Here is an 18968-nt window from a genome sequence, read left to right as displayed (position 1 = left end):
ATTAGGAGCAGAAAATGGATTTTATTAAAAAATATAGTGCCATATTAAAAATGGGGTTATCTGATGCTACAGAATATCGTTTTAACTTTTTTACCCAAATTTTATTATGGTACTTTCCATTAGGAATCCAAATTTTACTTTGGAGCGTAGTTTATAAAAATTCAGGAAGTACTACCATTGTAGGTTATTCACTAAGTGCTATGATTACGTATTATATTATAGCAATGATTGTAAATGAATTAGTGAAAACTGAGGGAATTGAATGGACTGTAATATCTGACATCAGAGATGGATTTTTGCAGCGCTATTTAGTTCAACCTGTAGATTTTATTTTATTCAAACTGGTATATGTGTTTTCCAAAAAGTTAGTGGTTATTATTTGCATTATAATAAATCTTATTCCAATGGCATTATTCTTTCGGGATTTTATACAGTTACCTGAATTTTCACAGAATATATTGTATTTTATTGTTTCTCTGATTTTAGCATTGATTATTTTTTATTTTATTCAAACAACTATTGCAATGTTGTCCTTTTGGTTTACTGAATTTGCATCGATTTTTCATTTTATACCTTTTATATATTCCATATTAAATGGATCTGCGTTTCCATTAAATATTTTACCTGGTTGGATTCATACATTATTGTCATATACTCCATTTTATTATATGGTTTATTTTCCAACACAATTACTTGCAGGTAATTTGGATAACGCTGCAATAGCAAAAGGTCTTACAGTCGAAACTATCTGGCTTTTAATATGTTTGCTATTGTGTAAATTTGTTTGGAACAAGGGGATAAAAGAATTTTCTGCAACCGGAGGTTGATAATGAAAAGCTTAATTAAGTACATTAAATTATATTTTGCATTTTTTAGTTATTCGTTGAGTCGCGAACTACAATATCGGGTCAATTTTATTGTAGTAGTTATCGGATATATTTTTTATCTGGTTGCAAATTTGGCACTGTTTGGTGTTATATATCAATGGACTAATAATATTGGAGGATGGACCTTTAATGAAATTCTAATTTTCTTAGGTACATATCATGCAGTTCATGGATTATGGGATTTTAGTACGGCTTTAAATGTTGAACGTATTTCTGAATATGTGGGTAACGGTTCTTTGGATCTCATTTTGGTTAAGCCGGTAGATTCATTGTTTTTTGTTATTTTTCGTAACATGAATTTCGCTTCAATTATTAATGTTTTTTTAGGAATTATTTTAACCATAACTGGTGTTGTTGCAAATAAGAGTAGTGTAAATATTGGAACTATACTTATATATATAGTTTTAGCTATTAACGGTGTTGTTATTTTCACTATGATTCAGCTGTTGGTTCAGTTGATTTCATTTAAAGTAATTAAAACAAATATGCTTAATAATTTATTTTACCAAGGTATCAAATTTGCTGAAAAGCCGGATGTAATATTCAGCGGTATTATTCGTTATGTCCTGATGTTCTTTATTCCAATGATAGTAATTGTTAATTTCCCAAGTAGAATATTGATGGGCAGGCTAAATGTTACATTTATACTTTATGACCTATTAGTGACAATAGTAGTTTTAGCTATTGGTATAATAGGTTGGCGTCTGGCAATAAAAAATTACAGCAGTGCGAGTAGCTAAGGAGTACTATGAAAAAGAAATTATTATTATGTGATATGGTAATTGCGAAAAATCTATGTAATGCTTCCTGTGAGTATTGTCTTACAAATTATGACAATTATGATCCGGGTCAAGCATGTTTAAGAAATGAATATATATATGAAAAAGGTACTAACTTGTACCAACGTTTGAATTATATCATAGATACTCTTCAGCAGAAGCTTGATATAGGGGCGCTTAAAATCAGCGGGGGAGAAATTCTGCTGGTAAAGAATATTATTTCTTTATTGGAAGAACGCTCATCACAATTTATAAATGTTCAGTTAATGACTAATGGTATTTTATTGAATGATGAATCTATTTCAAGACTAAAAGCAATTCCTAACTTCTATCTGCAGATTTCCTTTGACAGCAGTGATTTCGAGGGGAATTTTTATCGTAATAAGAACAGGAATATGCATGATAGACTCTTGAAAAATATTGATAACGTATTAAAAAGCGGAATACCATTGGAAATTAATTGTGTTGTTACAGATCGTAGTATTACCCATTTAAGCAACTTTTTAGATTACTTGAAGCAATATGAGGGTTACCCCTTAAAGGTTTTCCCATTCCCAGTCCGTGGTGATGAGGTTGAAAAGTACTTTCCAAAGGAAGAACAGATAACTGAACTCGATAAAATTATAGATAATTACGATAATTATAAAAGTATTATCCCACCGGTACAGTACTGGGAGGGATTAAAATTGTTCCTCCAAAACAAGAGAAGACAAAGAATCTGTATGATTCCATATCATACATTCCAATTTTTCGATGATGGTCAATTTACCCCATGTCCATATTGGTGGACTGTTGAGCTTGGAAATCTGTTTCGTGACAGTGAAGCTGTAATCGATAATTTCCAAACAGCTCCCGTGTACCGCATGTTATTGGCTAGTAAGCCTAAGTTAGGTTCATGTGACCATTGCTACATACGTTCTGAAGTGTTAAATCTTTATTTTGAAGGTGTACTTTCAAAAGCAGATATAAAAACAATTCCGTTCTATAGCAAACCTGAAATGTTGAAATTCTTAGAAACAGTTAAAGCAGACTATCTTGAATTGCATGGGAGGAAGCTGGTATGATTGATAATTCAAATAAAAAGGTGGAATTATATCAGCAATGTATCAAATTTAACGGATATAAGCCGTGTGCTCCTTACAAGGTCTGTGAGGATTGCAATACCCCGCAGCTTGTTGAAAAACGTATCTTAGTTATCAGCTTGCTTGGCTTAGGGGCAGTTTTGATGGCATCCTCAGTATTGCAGCCGCTAAAACGAGAATACAAAAGCAGTAAAATAACGTTTTTAACCTCAAAAGCTGCAGTGCCTATAATGGAAAACAATCAATACATAGATGAATTAATTGTCTGGAATCCGGAAACAGTTTTGTTTTTATCACAGATAAAATTTGATATCGTTGTAAATCTTGACAGAACACGTCATGTATCTGCACTGGCCAATATAATTAATGCTGATAAAAAGTATGGATTTGGTTTGGACAGTTATGGGAGTATCAATTATTTTAACGAAGAATTTGAGTATTTATATAAATTGGGGATTGATGATAAACTCCGCTTTAAAATAAATACAAAGTCTATGGCACAAATCATGGTTGAAAGCTTGGGATTGGCGTATCAGAATGAACCCTATACCATTACAGTAACCAGTAAGCATGAGAGCATAAAGGAAAGCACTTTTAAGGAAAAAGGAATACGGAAAGATGCGTTTCTTATTGGTATTAACACCGGATGTTCTGATTTAATGCCTCTTCGTAAATTGCCAAGGGATGCAAATGAGAAAATTATTAAAAGCCTGATAGAAAAAGAAAAGGATTGTCAGGTTTTATTATTGGGTGGCAAGGAAGAAGAAGAAATAAATCAATATCTTTCTTCCATTGATAAAAATGTAATCAATTTAACAAATACAAAAGATTTATCCTATGGAATAGCATATACAAGTATGTGTGATATTGTTTTCAGCGGATGCTCTTTGGGATTGCATATGGGTATAGCAGTAGGAAAACCCTGTGTAGCTTGGTTTGGGCCTTCGTGTGAGCAAGAGGTACAACTATTCTTTGGAGGCAAAAAATTTAAAGCCGATGTGGAATGTGCTCCATGCTGGCAAAAAACATGTAATCAGAAAGTATTATGTAATACCCGGGTTCACTTGGATGAAATCGTTGAAGAATTGTTGTTGTATAAAAACAAAATACATAAGTAAGCTGGGTAGGGTTTATGTTAAAAACGGAAATAAAATTAATTGGATTATGCAAACAGGCTGAACCGGAACAAAGAGAGATTGCTGATAGAACACAGTATTTGTTTAATATTCATCAGGACGATATTGCATTTTATGATTTTGTTCAAAGAATACCGACAGACTGGATTTTATTATTGGATAACTTTTTGACATTGAGGGAGGATGCCGATGAATGGCTCCAAAACTATGTATCAGGCTTGGAGGATGACACTAGGGTTGTAGTTGATGCTCAGACATGGTTACCTGTCCTAATTAATAAAAAGTGGCTATTAACCAAAATTCCCGTCAATTATAAACTGAAATCTTTATCAGAATTACATATCTTTATTCGGGAAGAAGGGTATGTAAAGATTATTAAGTCTGAATGGCCTTTAGTGTCTATGATTAGACCTTCTGCAAAGGAAAGATACAATCAGATAATTTTAAAGCGTTGGTGGGATACCTATAAATATGATTATATAATACAGCAGAATGTTAATATAACAAAAGAGGATTCGCAGGATAAATCCTGTATCCCATGGGAGTATTTTGAAAAAGAGAAGGAAGGATACTATGACATTGTAGTCATCGATAACATTCCGGCAGAGATTGAAAACCAATTATGCAAAGAGCTGTCCGAAACAAAAACGATTATATCGCAGAAGGGGCATTCTCTATACTTAACTTCAGAAAACACTCTCAATAAGAAACGAAAACAGGAAGAGCGAAACTTGGAGCAAGCTGCATGGCTTTTATTTATAAAAGCTAAACTTGCAGAATATAGCTTTTTTATAAGAGCTGTTGGAACAGATGAAAATTGTACAACTTATTTTATTTTTCAACATGTCAGTTATATCAAAATAAAAAAGAATGCAGATATGCATCGTGAAAAAAGATTGGCTGTACTAATTGATATGCCGGGAATCGGTGATGCTGTTCGGCTTACTAGCCTGCTGCCGGGGATAAAAAAGAAATATCCGGAATACAATATTACATTAATTATTAATGTTAAAGCTAACATTATTTATAGGCAAAATCCTAACATAGATGAAATGTTCATTTGTTCGATGCGCCCGGATCCGCCAGGTTTTCCATATATTATAACAAACCTGATATCAGATTTGTTAATGACTAGAAGATTTGAACAGGCGATATCATTGACATGGGATACTACGGCTTATTTTAATAATGAAAAATTGAATTTCATTGATGTGTATGCAAGGATAGCAGGTGTAGACGAATATACTAGCCAATGTATTACAACCAGTGAGAAAATTGACAGGCATATATGCAGCTTGTTTAACTTAGCCGGAATAGATTGTACAAAGGTGACGATAGGACTGCAATTTAATGCATCGATGGAATCAAAAAGCTGGAGCAATGATCGTATTCGGGAATTAATTGATGGTTTAATATCAGTTGTACCTGACATTCAATTAGTTAATTTGGATTTTCGGGTAATTGAACATGATAGGGTATTTAATGTCGGTGAAAACTTAAGTATTTTAGAGTTTATTTCTGCTATAAAGAATTGTGATTTTTTTGTAGGGGTCGACAGTGCCGGGGGACATATTGCTGCAGCATTTAATATACCCAGCATTACCATATATGGTAAAGAGAAACCGAGAATTGGTAACGACCATCGTCCCCTAAGTAATATTAATATAGGAATTATTCCTCCCGATGATTGTGAATGTCCGGAATATACCATTGTATGTACAAAACCTGAAAGGTGTATTAATCTTGTATCTCCAAGTACTGTTATATACGCACTTTGGAAAAGTAACCAACTTAAATATTATAAACAAGACAAAAAATTCGAAATAACCATACCAAAACAAGTACTTTGGGACACACAATGTAATTTAAATATTAATAGCTGTATTAAGACGTGGGATTTTGATTGTTCAATGGGTCTTGGATTAGATGTAACAGATTTATCAGGAGAAAACTTAATCTGTGACTATGAATTAGATAGAGAAATAGAGATACAAAACAAAATACTTGGAATAGATGTATGGATAGAAAAGGGTGTATTTAGACTCTCAAGTTATGGGATGATGAAAGTTACAGTTGAAACCTCAGACAAGAGAGAGACTATACTTAGAGCACACCGATTACATGAAGGATGGAATCTACTACGTTTTCCAATACAAGTAGACTTAAACGAACAAGAATTGAAAAGTATACATTTGTATTTGGATTCTCAAAAAGTATTATGCGGAAAATTATATATAAATACTATATATTTCGTTTTTGATAAAAATGATTAAGGAGAAAAGTCATATGGAAACGATTCGAGTGAACAACTTAACTAAAAAATACAGTTACTACGAAAAGGAACAGGGTTTGTCAGGATCATTCAAAAATTTGTTTCATAGGAAAAAATTATTTAATGAAGCCGTCAAACAGGTTAGTTTTTCAATTCAGGAAGGAGAATTAGTGGGTTTCATCGGATCAAACGGTGCCGGAAAAACCACAGTTTTGAAAACCTTGTCAGGGATACTTTACCCTACCAGCGGTGAGGTAAATGTATTGGGATATCAACCATGGAAACGAAAAAATGAATTTTTAAAGCAAATTTCTATTGTTATGGGTCAAAAAAATCAATTGTGGTGGGACTTACCTGCGCAGGATACCTTTTATTTGAACCAAAGGCTTTATTCAATCCCCAATAAGGATTTTATGAATAGGTTAGATTATCTGGTTGAAAAACTTGAGGTTGAGGAAAAAATAAATATACAGGTAAGAAAACTATCACTTGGGGAACGTATGAAAATGGAGCTGATTGCAGCACTGCTTCATAACCCTCGCGTTTTATTGCTGGATGAACCGACTATCGGACTAGATGTGAAATCCCAAAAGACAATCCGAAAGTTCATTAAAGAGTACAATCAACAAAACAGTAATACTATAATCCTTACAAGCCATTATATGAAGGATGTTCAGGAACTTTGCAATCGTATAATAGTAATTGATAAAGGTAATATCATATTCGATGGAAATCAAGAGGATTTAATAAAGAAATTTAGTGATGATAAAATCGTTAATGTTTCATTTAATGAGCTGCCCACTAAGGAAGAGTTGAGTACATATGGAGAGGTTGTTGATTTGAACGAAATGAAAGCTTCCATTAAAGTCTCCAAGAGCAGCGTAACTAATGTTGTGAACGTACTTCTGACCTCTTGTGATATCCATGATATTAGTATAGAAGAAACTTCTTTGGAAGATGTTGTAGAAAAAATAATATAGAGACAGGTGTTTATGAAAGTTATATTATTACAATGTAATTGGCGCTATCATGACAGTATTTATCCTGATTTAGGTAGTACGAGACCTTATCAGCCTATAGAGTTATGCTATATTGGAGCATTGTTAGAGCAAAATCATTCAGTCTATCTTGTTGATGCTTTTCGTGATGATTTATCGTTGGAAGAAATTGCATTAAAGATATCTGATATAGAGCCTGATATAGTGGTTACTTGTACGGCAAATACATACTTATTCTGGAGATGCTGTTTTCCTGATATTGAGGTTGTCAGCCAAACTATCAAAACAATCAAAAAACATATAAAAGTTAAAACACTCCTGATAGGACCACACGGAACAATAGAACCGGATTGGACGTTGAAGAAAAGCGGAGCTGATTTTATTATATGCGGTGAGCCTGAACTTGCTTTAAAAGAATTCGTTGACAGCAGTTTTCAAAACATACATATCACAGGCTTATATGGCCGTGATATAAGAAATAATACCTCTGCTGTTGTAAGTGATCTTTCGGAATTACCACAGCCGGCATTTCATTTGCTTGAAATGGAAAAATACCATTGTCATTCATGGGTTAACGACCCCGAGTTCAATTTTCAAAGAGGAGTTCTTCTCGAATATTCCAGGGGTTGTATGTTTAATTGTGCTTTCTGCTTCAGAAAAGGCTTTCGTCAGGCATATAGGGTAAAGCCTGCAGATAAAATTATTAATGAAGTAAAGATGGTCAAGGATGAGTATGGAGTAGATTACATATTCTTTATTGACGATATTTTTAATGTTGATAATGATAATTTCCGTAGTTTTTTAAGACAATTAAAGGATTTGAATATTTCATACGGATGCCAGTGCCGTCCGGATATAATGACAAAGGAACTTGTGGATTTGATGCAAGAATCCGGCTGCATATATATCGAGTACGGGCTGGAAAGCCTAAATCCTGTTAACCGTAAAAGGTTAAAGAAAAATGAAGAAATGATAAAAACTATGAGGATAATCAATTATACAAAAACAAAGATAAAGTTTGTTACATTTAACTTGTTGGATTTTACCACATTTGATTTAATTACCGAAACTAAAAATATCGGCAAAACAAATGAGGGAGATTCTATTTTACAAATTACTTCTGAAACGGACGCACTGGAAACTATCATTTTATTCCCTAAAACAGAGCTAAGCGAAATTGTAAGTGACCTTTTTCATATTAAGGACTATGGATGGGAGGATACTATAAGGCTCTACTGGTTATCCTCACTTTTTAAAATAATTTCAAATCCTAAAAAATCTCAAATTGTTTTATGGAGATGGATTTGTTTGCATATGCCCTTTAGTCTTTTAAAAAAAGTAATCAGATATAAAATTAAGTCAAAACCGCTTCCTTTGACATATGTCAGAAAATTAAAAGCGAATTAAACTATATTATTATCGAAAAGAGAGTAATTCAATGAAAACAAACGAATTTTCTATTACATTTTTAACGCCTCCTAAAGATAAAAAAGGAGACATAAGAGATTTACGGGATGATATTCTTGATAATTACGGATTGAATTCAATTATTGCAACACTAAACGATAATGGTTATGATGTAGATTATTTTAATGCTGACCTGTTAAACCTTTCCTGTGAACAAGTAGTTAAGATATTACTTTACAAACAGAAGACATCGCTATTAGGAATTTCCGTGTTGGAAAATAATATAGAGATAACCTGTAAATTGATTCATGAACTGGCAAAAAACGATTATACACCTAAAATTGTTGTAGGGGGCTTTTTCCCTACATTAAATTATGAGGAGATAATGCAAGAATGTCCGGAAATTGACTTTTGCATACTTGGTGAAGGCGAAATCAGTATGCTGGAATTAGTTAAGAGCTTGGAAAATAACAATCCGATTCATGATATTCCCGGTTTGGTTTACAGAGAAAATAATGAGATAAAAGTCATACCACAGCAGGAAATAAATTTGAACCAATTACCTGCTGCGGCTAAAACACACATGCCATATTTGTTCGAGCGTGGAGGAAGTGCTTATGTAGTTACCTCAAGAGGATGCTACAGTAATTGTACATTTTGTTCAATTAAAGCGTTTTATAACTATATAAAAGACAAAGCATGGCGTCAGATAGAAATTAAAAAGATTGTTGATGAAATTGAAGTGCTGGCTACCAAGTGGGAGCATCGTATTATTCCCATTTGGGACGATAATATTATTTCGGGAAAGAGCGGTAAAACAAGGGCATATGAGTTTATAGATGAGATAAAAAAGAGAAATTTACATGTGAAATTTTTTATAAATTGCCGTGTTGATGATGTAGATAGGGATTTATTTATTAAATTAAAAGAAATAGGTCTGGCAAGAGTGGGATTAGGTATTGAGAATCTGGTTCCGGAGCATTTGAAATTTTATGGAAAAGGTATTAATGTTGATAAAATAAAAAACGCTGTAAATATCCTTGATGAATTGGAAATCAAATCTTATTTGACTTTTATCTTATTTAATCCCTTTACCAAATTTGAAGATATTAGAGTTAATCTGGACTTCTTTTTAAACAGGCTCGAGAAAGAGTCAGGGAGTTCTTTTGGGAATCTATTACTTCCGTCAGTTTCTATTTTAGGTTTGTCAGTAGGCTCAAGTATATTATCCCATCCTGTCATTAAAGAAATAGCTGTAAAAAAAGGCTTTCATTACGATTATGAGATAATTGACAAAGAGGTTGAGCTGTTTAAACGTCTGGTATTCTATATGTCCACACAATGGTGGCCTGTTTACATAACTCTGGTACATCTTGAGTATTATATATTTAATCCTTTTTACGAACCATTGGCTAAACCTGTTCCAGCTGAAACCATTAGTGAATACAACTCAATTTGGCATGACTTGGCGAAGCTTCACTTGTTATCCTACAAGAATATACTGGACAACCTCAGTGATAATAATTTAAATTGCGAAAGTATACTTTCCGGATTTATTACGGAGTTAAATCAATTGATACAAAGGCTTAAGAGCTTTATTAGTAATAATAAATTCGATAATTCTTTTATGAAAATTCAGTATTATACTTTCAAAAAGGATAATGATTGGGTACTTTTTGATATTACAAAGACTGAGTTCTTCATTATTACAGAGTTAGATAACAAGGTGATACAAAAGTACAATTTATTGGACGAAAAGCAGATTATTGACTTATTGCTTAATGAGTATGATAATTCAAGCATTACGGCTTCACTGGAAAAGATAAGGACGTTAATTTCAAATGGAAACCTTGTTTATTCCAATTATCAATTAAAAGAGATTAGTGAAAACCAATTCAAGCGTACAGCTCAGATTATTCTTAAAAGTAAGTATTAAACAAAGAGGTATTAGCTATGATACTCTATTCGCCTGCAAATTCAATAGAAGAAGCAGAAGAGGTTATAAAGGCTGGAGCAGACGGTATTTATATTGGAGGGGTAACAACAATATACTCAAATTATCCCTATGGCAGTAATGGCTGGACAGTAGGAGAAAATAAACTTTCAGTAAAGGAATTTAAAGAACTTGTTAAGTTCTGTCATAGGAACAAGGTTTTAGCTCAATACAATGTCTACACTGATTGTCTAAGTGACTCTGTATCTACTGAGCATAATTTAGCAGAATATTTTTCGGATTATGTAAAATTTGGATTGGATGCCGGCGTTGATAGTATTTTATTGGATGATATCAGCGCAATAATGAGAGTTAACAAGATTGATCCAAACATAGATATCCATGCCAGTTTTTTATTTGACATTGTAAATACTGAACAACTAAAGTTTTTTAAAAGTCTCAATGTAAAAACAGTTGAACTCTCCCCCCAATTGGCAATAAAGGAGATTTACGAATTAAGTGAAAATTCTCCTTTAAGTCTGGGATTGATTAGTCATTTAAATTGTGCTGCTTACGAGGGATCATGCTATATTGATCATTTTATTGAAAATGACCACAAGATGATTCCAATAGGGCTTCCCTGCAAATCAAACTATAGATTAACTATTGATGAAGATAAAACAGTGGAAGGATCTTTTATTGATATGACACTAAGCTGTTCTGTTTGTAATATGCCGACTTTGATAAACTCTAATATTAACTATATAAAAATTCCGGGAAGGCATATCGATTTTAGTTTAATTTTGAATTGGACAATGGTTTACCGGGAAGCCATAAACTTATTAAAAGGCGGACATATAAACACTGTACAGGAACTTAGGGATAATATAATTAAAAAGTATCCAAATTGGAGTCTTTGGTGTCGGTTAAATCGTAAAAAGGGATGCTTGTATGATAATGAAAATAGCGTAAGCAAATTTTGTATGAGCAGGGTGATTTTAAATAATAATGGAACATGAAATAAGGATTACACATAATAGCCTAATAGATGAGGCTATAGCAAAAAAACCATATGCAATTTCATTGGGGCATGAGGGATGTCTGGGAAGATTGCCTGATTTAGACGTTTTGGTTGAGGCAGGAAAAAGGACAAAAATAAAATTGGTCTTGCCAAAAATATTAAATCAATCAATGAACTACGTTGAAAATTATATAAGAGCAGCTGCTTCAAAGCTTGGTACCTTAGAGGTTACTGTCAATGATTTTGGAACTATGCTTAGACTTTATGAGATTAAAGGAATTAGATTAATTGCGGGAAGGCTTCTAATTAAGGCATTTGAAGAACATCCGCTGGCACACCTTGTTTCTGAACGTTATCCCAAAGAGTGGCGTCAGAATATTTTGCAGTCATGTATCTTTTCCGAAGATAAAATCGGTCTTCTTAAACAATTTAATGTTGTCGGTATTGAAATGAATATATTCGATAATACAGCAAAAACATTGCAACAATGGAATTTGAACGAAAAAATAGCTGTCCATGGTTTTTTTAATCAAGCTATTCTGGCAGTATTCCGTTACTGTCCCCATGCAAGGCTTAACCAGAAATTGCCTCCGGACTGCAGATGTGACTGTGAGAGATATATCCCTTTGGAATATATAAATAATCAAAGGGATTCAAATTTGACGAATTCAAATGCTTGCAGCAATTTGACAGGAATATTGGACGGTAATGTGTTATTGAGAGAAGTAAAATCAGACCATTTAGTAAAAATAGACAGGCAAGTTACTTTATATCCTGAGATAAGTAGAGGTGAAGGAGTAGAATGAAAAAAGTACTATTGATATACCCTATGAGCCGCAGTGCAGATACTATTGAACATATTGGTTTAGGCTATATTGCTTCTGCGTTACGACAAAAAAACCATCAGGTAAAATTATTCGTATACCAAGTTAATCAGAATACGCAAACCCTGCTGGAAGAAATCAAATTATTTAAGCCTGATTTTATTGGTTTTACAACATTTATTGAAAGCATGGCAAATATTATAGAAATTTGCAAGATGATAAAAAATATAGATAAATCAATAAATATAGTTTTTGGAGGACATGCAGCTGCTCAGGAAGCAGAAAGCATTTTGGCGGATAATGAATGTGTTGATTATATTGCTCAGGGAGAAGGTGAGATTACTCTATGTGAACTTCTTGATTCCTATGATGATTCCATTCGGCTCAAAGAAGTATCAGGGATAGTATATCGGCTTGAGGATAAGAAAATAAGGTTTAATCAACCTCGTGAAAGTATAAGTGATCTTGATTCACTAGCTTTCCCGGCACGGGATATCTACAAAGAGGCTGAGGTAAAGCCACCGATTGCATTACTTTCAACAAGCAGAGGATGCCTCGGTCATTGTTCTTTTTGCAGTTATTCCAGTAAGAGGAATGCAGGAACTGCTGTCTGGAGGGGGCGAAGTCCGGAAAACGTGGTAGATGAAATTGAGCAGTTGGTAAAAGAGTATGGAATGAGCACATTTTTTATTACTGATGTTACATATGAAGACCCCGGCTCAAAAGGTAAAAAGCGAATCGAAGCAATTGCCCGTGAAATTATTAAGCGAAATCTGGATATCAGTTATGAAGTACACATGAGAGCAGAAAACTGGACAGAAAAAGATCAGCCCTTACTTGAATTGCTATTTGAATCTGGGCTTGAGTCAGTTGTTGTTGGAATAGAATCAGGAAGTGCAAAAACCCTGAAAGTATACAGTAAAATTGCTACCCCGCAAGATAATGTGCGTATTGTAAATTTACTCAAAAATGCACATATCTCCTTGGAGTATGGTTTTATAATGTTTCAACCCTATACTTCTTTTGAAGATTGTTATGAGAATATACAATTCTTTCACAATACAGGGCTTGGCTATAATATTAAATGTATTTTAACACGATTGGAAGTCTACCCCGGCGTAAGCATCGAGGAGAAGCTCGCTCAGGATGGATTGCTTGAAAAAGCTTCATTTAATGAGGGAAATATATTTAATTATCGTTTTGTAGATGAAAGGATAAAGGTTTTATCTGACAGTTTATGCGAATTGCCTTTAAAAGTAGCGTCTATTGAAGAATTTGATTTGGTGAATACACGGTTAAGAATTTTATTGGCTAGAATTTGGCGCAGACTATATGCAAAAGGGCTGATGCAGGATGAAATTATACAGTTTGCAGATAATATCGATAAATTATCAATGGAAATGATGAAAAACAATACAGAATTTTTGAATGAATGTTTGAAATTAGCTAAATCTACTTGGTCCGATGATATTTTCAATAGTTTGGTAAAAAGATATATTATAGATTACTTACCTGAAAAAATTGAAGAAGTTAAAAGAATTCAGTTTGATTTCTGGCGTAAGCTGAACCGAAATAAAATTGATATTTCAAAATTAAAATTTTAAATGATGCCTGAAAAGGAGAATGTAAAATATGTACATATTAGGTATGGGAGGCTCTGACCACAGTTTTGCGGCTTGTTTGGTATCAGAAAATGGAGTTGTTTGTGCAGTAGAAGAAGAAAGAATTACACGTGAGAAATATAGTTTGGGACCTAATTCACTGTATGCTAATTGCCGCAAGTATTGCTTAAATGAATTAAATTTGAGTATTGATGATATCGACATGATAGTTGGAAATGATATTTTACATCCAATGACATACTTTCCTGTGAGAAAACGTATTGAACTTATAAATCATCATCTTGCTCATGCATATTCTGCTTTTTATACAATTCCACATGATGAAACGGCTATATTGGTAGTGGATGGGACTGGCAGTAAAGTGAATAAAGAAAATAAAATCGCTGAAACTGTAACATATGCAGTAGGGAGATCCGGTGATGTGGAAATTATCGATAAAGTAGGCGGACTGGGATGGTCAAAGGATGATGAGCATGAAACATTAACTGAAAATTCCCTTGGAGATTTTTATAGGAAATTTACTGAAGAAATCGGTTTTGGTTATTTGCAGGATGGGAAAACTATGGGACTGGCTCCTTATGGAACTGATAAATTCTACAATGAGGTTAAATCATTTGTAAAGTTTTTAGGGGATGGACAGTTTGAAATCAAAATTAATGAACCTTATATAGGAGAATTTGTACAAAAAATATTAAGTAGTCAAGCCAATGAGAAGGATTTATTCCAAGCTAAGGCGGATATAGCTTGGGCAACACAGACTGTTCTTGAAGACTGCATGTTCTATTGCGTGGACTATTTACATAAAAAAGCTCCAAAGGATGTTTTATGTATTGCCGGAGGAGTGGGTCTGAACAGTGTAGTTAATGGAAAGATTAAAGAAAAGTCAAAATTTAAGCATGTATATGTTCCGCCTTATACTTCAGATTCCGGTACAGCAGTGGGAGCAGCGTTCTACGGATATAATCTGCTTTCAAAAAATAAACCTCTTAAAAAAAGTGCTACATATAATGCATTTACAGGACATACATATTCCGAACCGGAAATTCTTGAAGCGTTAAAATCATTTGAGAATGCAGATATTGAGTATAAATATTATGATAATGTTTGCCCTATAGTGGCGGAAGCTTTAAAGGAAGGTAAAATTATCGGTTGGTTCCAGGAAGGATCAGAAATGGGGCCTCGTGCTTTAGGACATAGAAGTATATTAGCAGATCCGAGAGATCCTGAAATGAAGGACAAGCTGAACTACAGAGTAAAGAAACGTGAAGGCTTCAGGCCATTTGCACCGGCTGTCCTGCAAGAACAGGCAGCAAATTACTTTAACATTGATTTCTCCTCACCATTTATGTTGTTTGTAGTAGATGTAAAAGAGGATAAAAAGAAAGTCATTCCTGCAGTTACTCATGTTGATGGTAGTGCCAGAGTTCAGACTGTAGATCAGAAAGAAAATCCAATTTTTTATAATTTGATAAACGAATTTTATAAAATAACAGACGTACCTGTCTTGTTAAATACGTCCTTTAATGTTTTAAAGGAACCTATTGTAGAAACTCCAAAAGATGCTATTACATCTTTTTATAATTCACAGATTGATTTACTTTGTATTGGTAATTGGATAGTTACAAAGACAAAAATAAAGGATTAGCTGCTATGGAAAACAATATGAGCATAGAAAATTTCGATATTGCAGTTGTCATATTAGTTTATGGAGAAAATTATGAAGTAGCGGATGATTTGGTAGCGGGTTATATCACAGCAATGTTAAGAAAGAATGGGTATTCCGTAGATATTATTGAAATCGACAAGTATAATGAGAGTACTGGTTTGGAATACTTGACATCTAAAGAATACAAAATGGTTATATTCACCATACCAACATCCTCCAATATTCCGGAGCTAATTAATTTCAGTAATTATGTAAAGAGTAAAAACCCTTTATGCAATACAGTTTTAACCGGTTGGGATCATCATTCTGCCCCGATTGATATTGATGCTGTGATTCGCTCCAGTGAAGCCATAGATGTGATTATAAGAGGAGAGGGAGAACAGACAGTTGTTGAGCTGGCTGAGCTGCTTTATAAAAATGAAAGCCTTGATAACTGCGAAGGTATAACATACCGGATTGGAGAACGCATTGTTACAAATAACAACCGATCTCCGATTGCGTGCTTGGATGAATTGCCGTTTCCGGCAAGAGATACACATACCAAACATTCTTATGAATCGTTTCGCATATCATCCGCCCGCGGATGCCTCGGGAATTGTACATTTTGTCCTGTTCCTGCGGAGAGAGTCAGCGGGAACTCACCTTGGAGGGGAAGAACGCCTGAAAATGTTGTTTCTGAATTAAAAGAGCTGGTTAATACTTTTGGTATAAGGCACTTCATGTTCATTGACCCTACTTTTGAAGATCCGGGAGAAAAGGGTAAGGAAAGAATCAGGGAAATATCCCGATTAATTATAAAAGAGAATCTAAATATTAATTTTCTGGTAAACATGAGGGCTGAAAACTGGTCTGATTCTGACAGAGAACTATTGGAATTGCTCTATAAAGCAGGTCTGGAATCTGTAACTGTGGGAATTGAAGCAGGAAATGAAAGAACCTTGAGACTTTTTAACAAGCGTGCCCACATACAGGATTTCTTTACTTTTATCAACCTTATGAAAGATTTCAATATATATCTTGCGTATGGGTTTATTATGTTTCACTCCTATTGTGAAATTCAGGATCTCAGAGATAATAATAATTTCCTGAAAGAAGCAGGAATAGGGCATATGATGGGAGCATACTTGATAAAACTAAAGGCTTTTCCAAGGACTCAAATTTTTCAGAAATTGCAAAGTGATAACCTTGTTAAAACAACACAAAATGGAGTTTACAGTTTATTTGATTACAAATACATCGATCCGCGTGTTCAAAGGCTGGCAGAAAAAATGTCCTGGGTTGAACAACAGTTAAATGTCAGACCGGATATTCACTTTTACAATATTCAGAAGTTTACAACCTTTGTATCCAGAATACGCAGAAAAATAGAGAAATCAGACAATCAAGAGTCCATGAAATATCTGTTACCTATAGAAAATGCAGTTGAGCAAATGAAAAGCTCCCTGAACGAGTTAAACCATAAATGGTTTTCACAGTGCATTGACTGGGTTGAGCAGGATGGTAAGGATGAAGAATTTGATAATATTATGAATAAGCATTTTGCTGATTTAAAAGTGGAATATGACAAGGTTAAATCTGTGCAGATGAGAAGTGGAAGAGGATTGATACGGATTATGAATATGTAATATTGATGTTGACTACTGGAAATGGGTCATTTAAAAATAAAAAAGAAGGTGTAATATGAGTAAATATCAAATAAATGTTGTGTCATTATTATATGACTACGAGGATTATGAAGCAGCTGATGACTTGGTTGCCGGGTATATAATCGCAATGCTTAGAAAAGAAGGGCATTCAACATCTTTAAATGAAATAAGCAGAGGCTGTGAAGATGAGGATTTAGTAAAATTAATGCAAAACATGCCGGATGTAGTAGTTTTTACAATACCTCGTACTTCAAATATTCCAGAGTTGGTATCCTTCTCACGTTACGTTAAATCTAAAAAACCTGAGTGCAAAATAGTACTAGCCGGTTGGAGTCATCATTCAGCACCAATGAATACAGAACTGATTATGGAGCAATGTTCCGATATTGATGTGATTATCCGTGGTGAAGGTGAAAATACAGTTACAGAACTGGTTGATTTGTTTATCAAAAATGAAAATCTGAGTTCTTGCTTGGGAATTACATACCGTGACAATGGGCGAATTATTGCAAACGATGATCGTCCGCTTGGTTCATTGGATGAGTTACCTTTTCCGGCGAGAGATTCACAGCTGCTCCACAACTATAGCTCAATGTGGATTTCTTCTGCAAGAGGATGTCTGGGCAACTGTGCCTTCTGTGCAATTCCGGCTACAAGAACCAAGAATGACCCGGTATGGAGAGGAAGATCCCCGGAAAATGTTGTTGAAGAATTAAAGTATTTAAATAATACCTACAATATAAAACAATTCAATTTTCTGGATCCTACATTTGAAGATCCGGGGCATAAGGGTAAAGAAAGGATAAGAAAGATAGCAGAATTAATTTTAGAATCAGACCTTGACATTACATTTCTTGCGCATATGCGTGCAGAAAATTGGTCAGAGGATGATTCTGAGTTAATGGAATTGCTGTATCTTGCCGGACTTGAATCAGTGCTTGTTGGTGTAGAGGCAGGAAACAACAGTAGTTTACAGCTATTTAACAAACGGGCTAAAGTAGAAAATTATTTTTCATTTGTTGATTTAACAAGTAAATTCAATATAAATATTGATTGCGGTTTTATTATGTTCCATCCATACAGTACCTTTGAAGATTTAACTGCTAATGCTGATTTTCTTAAAAGAATCGGACTGGCTGATACATTGTGTACATATTCATCAAAATTATATCTTTTTCCGAATACACGCATATATCAAAAGTTACAGGAAGATAACATGCTGTTAAATCAAGGTGAAGGTATTTACACTTTATATGATTATAAGTTTTTAGATGAGCGGGTTAAGAGATTGTCGGATAAAATGCTGACTGTTAACACTGTTTTATCTGAAAAAGCATTTTTTCATTTCAAAGGTATCACTAAGTTAGTAACATACATATCACGTATGCGTAGAAGGTTATTGAAATCAAGTGTTTTGGGACATGAGTATTTGTCTGACAATCTGTCCATTCTTGAGGAAGCTGTCAGGGATATGAGAAAGGATATTGATGATTTAAATCATACTTGGTTTTTAAAGTGCATTGATTGGGTGAAAAATGATGGTTCGGACAATGAATTTTCCGAAATACTGAAAGATCACTTACTGAAAATAGAGGAGAAAATTTATAAGGTTCAGAAAATTCAATTGAAATATGGTATGAGTATACAAAGGTCATTAAAAATTTAAACATGCCTTTGGATGTTCATAACCAACGA

The 18968-nt window shown here is 33.9% G+C and carries 14 protein-coding genes; all 14 read left to right on the top strand.

Annotated elements, in window-relative coordinates; genetic code table 11:
- The first annotated feature begins 14 nt into the window (after positions 1-14).
- Genes CLO1100_RS15610 through CLO1100_RS15545 form a run of 14 tightly spaced genes read left to right on the top strand, consistent with a single transcriptional unit; the run spans position 15 to position 18939 of the window.
- Positions 15-827 (top strand): ABC-2 family transporter protein, encoded by an 813-nt coding sequence (locus tag CLO1100_RS15610; protein ID WP_014314734.1) that lies wholly within the window; start codon positions 15-17, stop codon positions 825-827.
- A 2-nt stretch (positions 828-829) separates the two neighbouring features.
- Entirely contained in the window at positions 830-1627 is a 798-nt protein-coding gene (locus tag CLO1100_RS15605; protein ID WP_014314733.1) for an ABC-2 family transporter protein, read from the top strand.
- Between the two features lie 8 nt (positions 1628-1635).
- Positions 1636-2730 (top strand): radical SAM protein, encoded by a 1095-nt coding sequence (locus CLO1100_RS15600; RefSeq protein ID WP_014314732.1) that lies wholly within the window; start codon positions 1636-1638, stop codon positions 2728-2730.
- On the top strand, positions 2727-3866 hold the full coding sequence (locus tag CLO1100_RS15595) for a glycosyltransferase family 9 protein (protein ID WP_014314731.1): 1140 nt from the start codon (positions 2727-2729) through the stop codon (positions 3864-3866). Before CLO1100_RS15600 ends, CLO1100_RS15595 begins: the two co-directional genes overlap by 4 nt.
- Positions 3867-3880: 14 nt before the next feature.
- On the top strand, positions 3881-6157 hold the full coding sequence (locus tag CLO1100_RS15590; protein WP_014314730.1) for a glycosyltransferase family 9 protein: 2277 nt from the start codon (positions 3881-3883) through the stop codon (positions 6155-6157).
- 13 nt (positions 6158-6170) lie between these two features.
- Positions 6171-7136, top strand: a complete 966-nt coding sequence (locus tag CLO1100_RS15585; RefSeq protein WP_014314729.1) for an ATP-binding cassette domain-containing protein — start codon at positions 6171-6173, stop codon at positions 7134-7136.
- A 12-nt stretch (positions 7137-7148) separates the two neighbouring features.
- Positions 7149-8561 (top strand): B12-binding domain-containing radical SAM protein, encoded by a 1413-nt coding sequence (locus tag CLO1100_RS15580; RefSeq protein WP_014314728.1) that lies wholly within the window; start codon positions 7149-7151, stop codon positions 8559-8561.
- Between the two features lie 31 nt (positions 8562-8592).
- Positions 8593-10497, top strand: a complete 1905-nt coding sequence (locus CLO1100_RS15575) for a radical SAM protein (protein WP_014314727.1) — start codon at positions 8593-8595, stop codon at positions 10495-10497.
- Between the two features lie 17 nt (positions 10498-10514).
- On the top strand, positions 10515-11513 hold the full coding sequence (locus CLO1100_RS15570) for a U32 family peptidase (protein WP_014314726.1): 999 nt from the start codon (positions 10515-10517) through the stop codon (positions 11511-11513).
- Positions 11503-12321, top strand: a complete 819-nt coding sequence (locus CLO1100_RS15565; protein WP_014314725.1) for a hypothetical protein — start codon at positions 11503-11505, stop codon at positions 12319-12321. Before CLO1100_RS15570 ends, CLO1100_RS15565 begins: the two co-directional genes overlap by 11 nt.
- Positions 12318-13943 (top strand): radical SAM protein, encoded by a 1626-nt coding sequence (locus tag CLO1100_RS15560; RefSeq protein WP_014314724.1) that lies wholly within the window; start codon positions 12318-12320, stop codon positions 13941-13943. The genes CLO1100_RS15565 and CLO1100_RS15560 overlap by 4 nt, the downstream gene beginning before the upstream one ends.
- Positions 13944-13971: 28 nt before the next feature.
- Positions 13972-15606: a carbamoyltransferase C-terminal domain-containing protein gene (locus CLO1100_RS15555; RefSeq protein WP_014314723.1), complete on the top strand. Its 1635-nt coding sequence runs from the start codon at positions 13972-13974 to the stop codon at positions 15604-15606.
- Between the two features lie 5 nt (positions 15607-15611).
- Entirely contained in the window at positions 15612-17252 is a 1641-nt protein-coding gene (locus CLO1100_RS15550) for a radical SAM protein (RefSeq protein ID WP_014314722.1), read from the top strand.
- Positions 17253-17307: 55 nt separating this feature from the next.
- On the top strand, positions 17308-18939 hold the full coding sequence (locus CLO1100_RS15545; RefSeq protein WP_014314721.1) for a radical SAM protein: 1632 nt from the start codon (positions 17308-17310) through the stop codon (positions 18937-18939).
- Positions 18940-18968 lie beyond the last annotated feature (29 nt).

The sequence above is a fragment of the Clostridium sp. BNL1100 genome (assembly GCF_000244875.1).
GTDB lineage: Bacteria > Bacillota > Clostridia > Acetivibrionales > DSM-1351 > Ruminiclostridium.
This window is presented reverse-complemented; position numbering and strand designations above follow the sequence as displayed.

Coding starts and splice junctions, on each gene's coding strand:
- CLO1100_RS15610 (WP_014314734.1), top strand. CDS start 15: ATGGATTTTATTAAAAAATATAGTGCCATATTAAAAATGGGGTTATCT.
- CLO1100_RS15605 (WP_014314733.1), top strand. CDS start 830: ATGAAAAGCTTAATTAAGTACATTAAATTATATTTTGCATTTTTTAGT.
- CLO1100_RS15600 (WP_014314732.1), top strand. CDS start 1,636: ATGAAAAAGAAATTATTATTATGTGATATGGTAATTGCGAAAAATCTA.
- CLO1100_RS15595 (WP_014314731.1), top strand. CDS start 2,727: ATGATTGATAATTCAAATAAAAAGGTGGAATTATATCAGCAATGTATC.
- CLO1100_RS15590 (WP_014314730.1), top strand. CDS start 3,881: ATGTTAAAAACGGAAATAAAATTAATTGGATTATGCAAACAGGCTGAA.
- CLO1100_RS15585 (WP_014314729.1), top strand. CDS start 6,171: ATGGAAACGATTCGAGTGAACAACTTAACTAAAAAATACAGTTACTAC.
- CLO1100_RS15580 (WP_014314728.1), top strand. CDS start 7,149: ATGAAAGTTATATTATTACAATGTAATTGGCGCTATCATGACAGTATT.
- CLO1100_RS15575 (WP_014314727.1), top strand. CDS start 8,593: ATGAAAACAAACGAATTTTCTATTACATTTTTAACGCCTCCTAAAGAT.
- CLO1100_RS15570 (WP_014314726.1), top strand. CDS start 10,515: ATGATACTCTATTCGCCTGCAAATTCAATAGAAGAAGCAGAAGAGGTT.
- CLO1100_RS15565 (WP_014314725.1), top strand. CDS start 11,503: ATGGAACATGAAATAAGGATTACACATAATAGCCTAATAGATGAGGCT.
- CLO1100_RS15560 (WP_014314724.1), top strand. CDS start 12,318: ATGAAAAAAGTACTATTGATATACCCTATGAGCCGCAGTGCAGATACT.
- CLO1100_RS15555 (WP_014314723.1), top strand. CDS start 13,972: ATGTACATATTAGGTATGGGAGGCTCTGACCACAGTTTTGCGGCTTGT.
- CLO1100_RS15550 (WP_014314722.1), top strand. CDS start 15,612: ATGGAAAACAATATGAGCATAGAAAATTTCGATATTGCAGTTGTCATA.
- CLO1100_RS15545 (WP_014314721.1), top strand. CDS start 17,308: ATGAGTAAATATCAAATAAATGTTGTGTCATTATTATATGACTACGAG.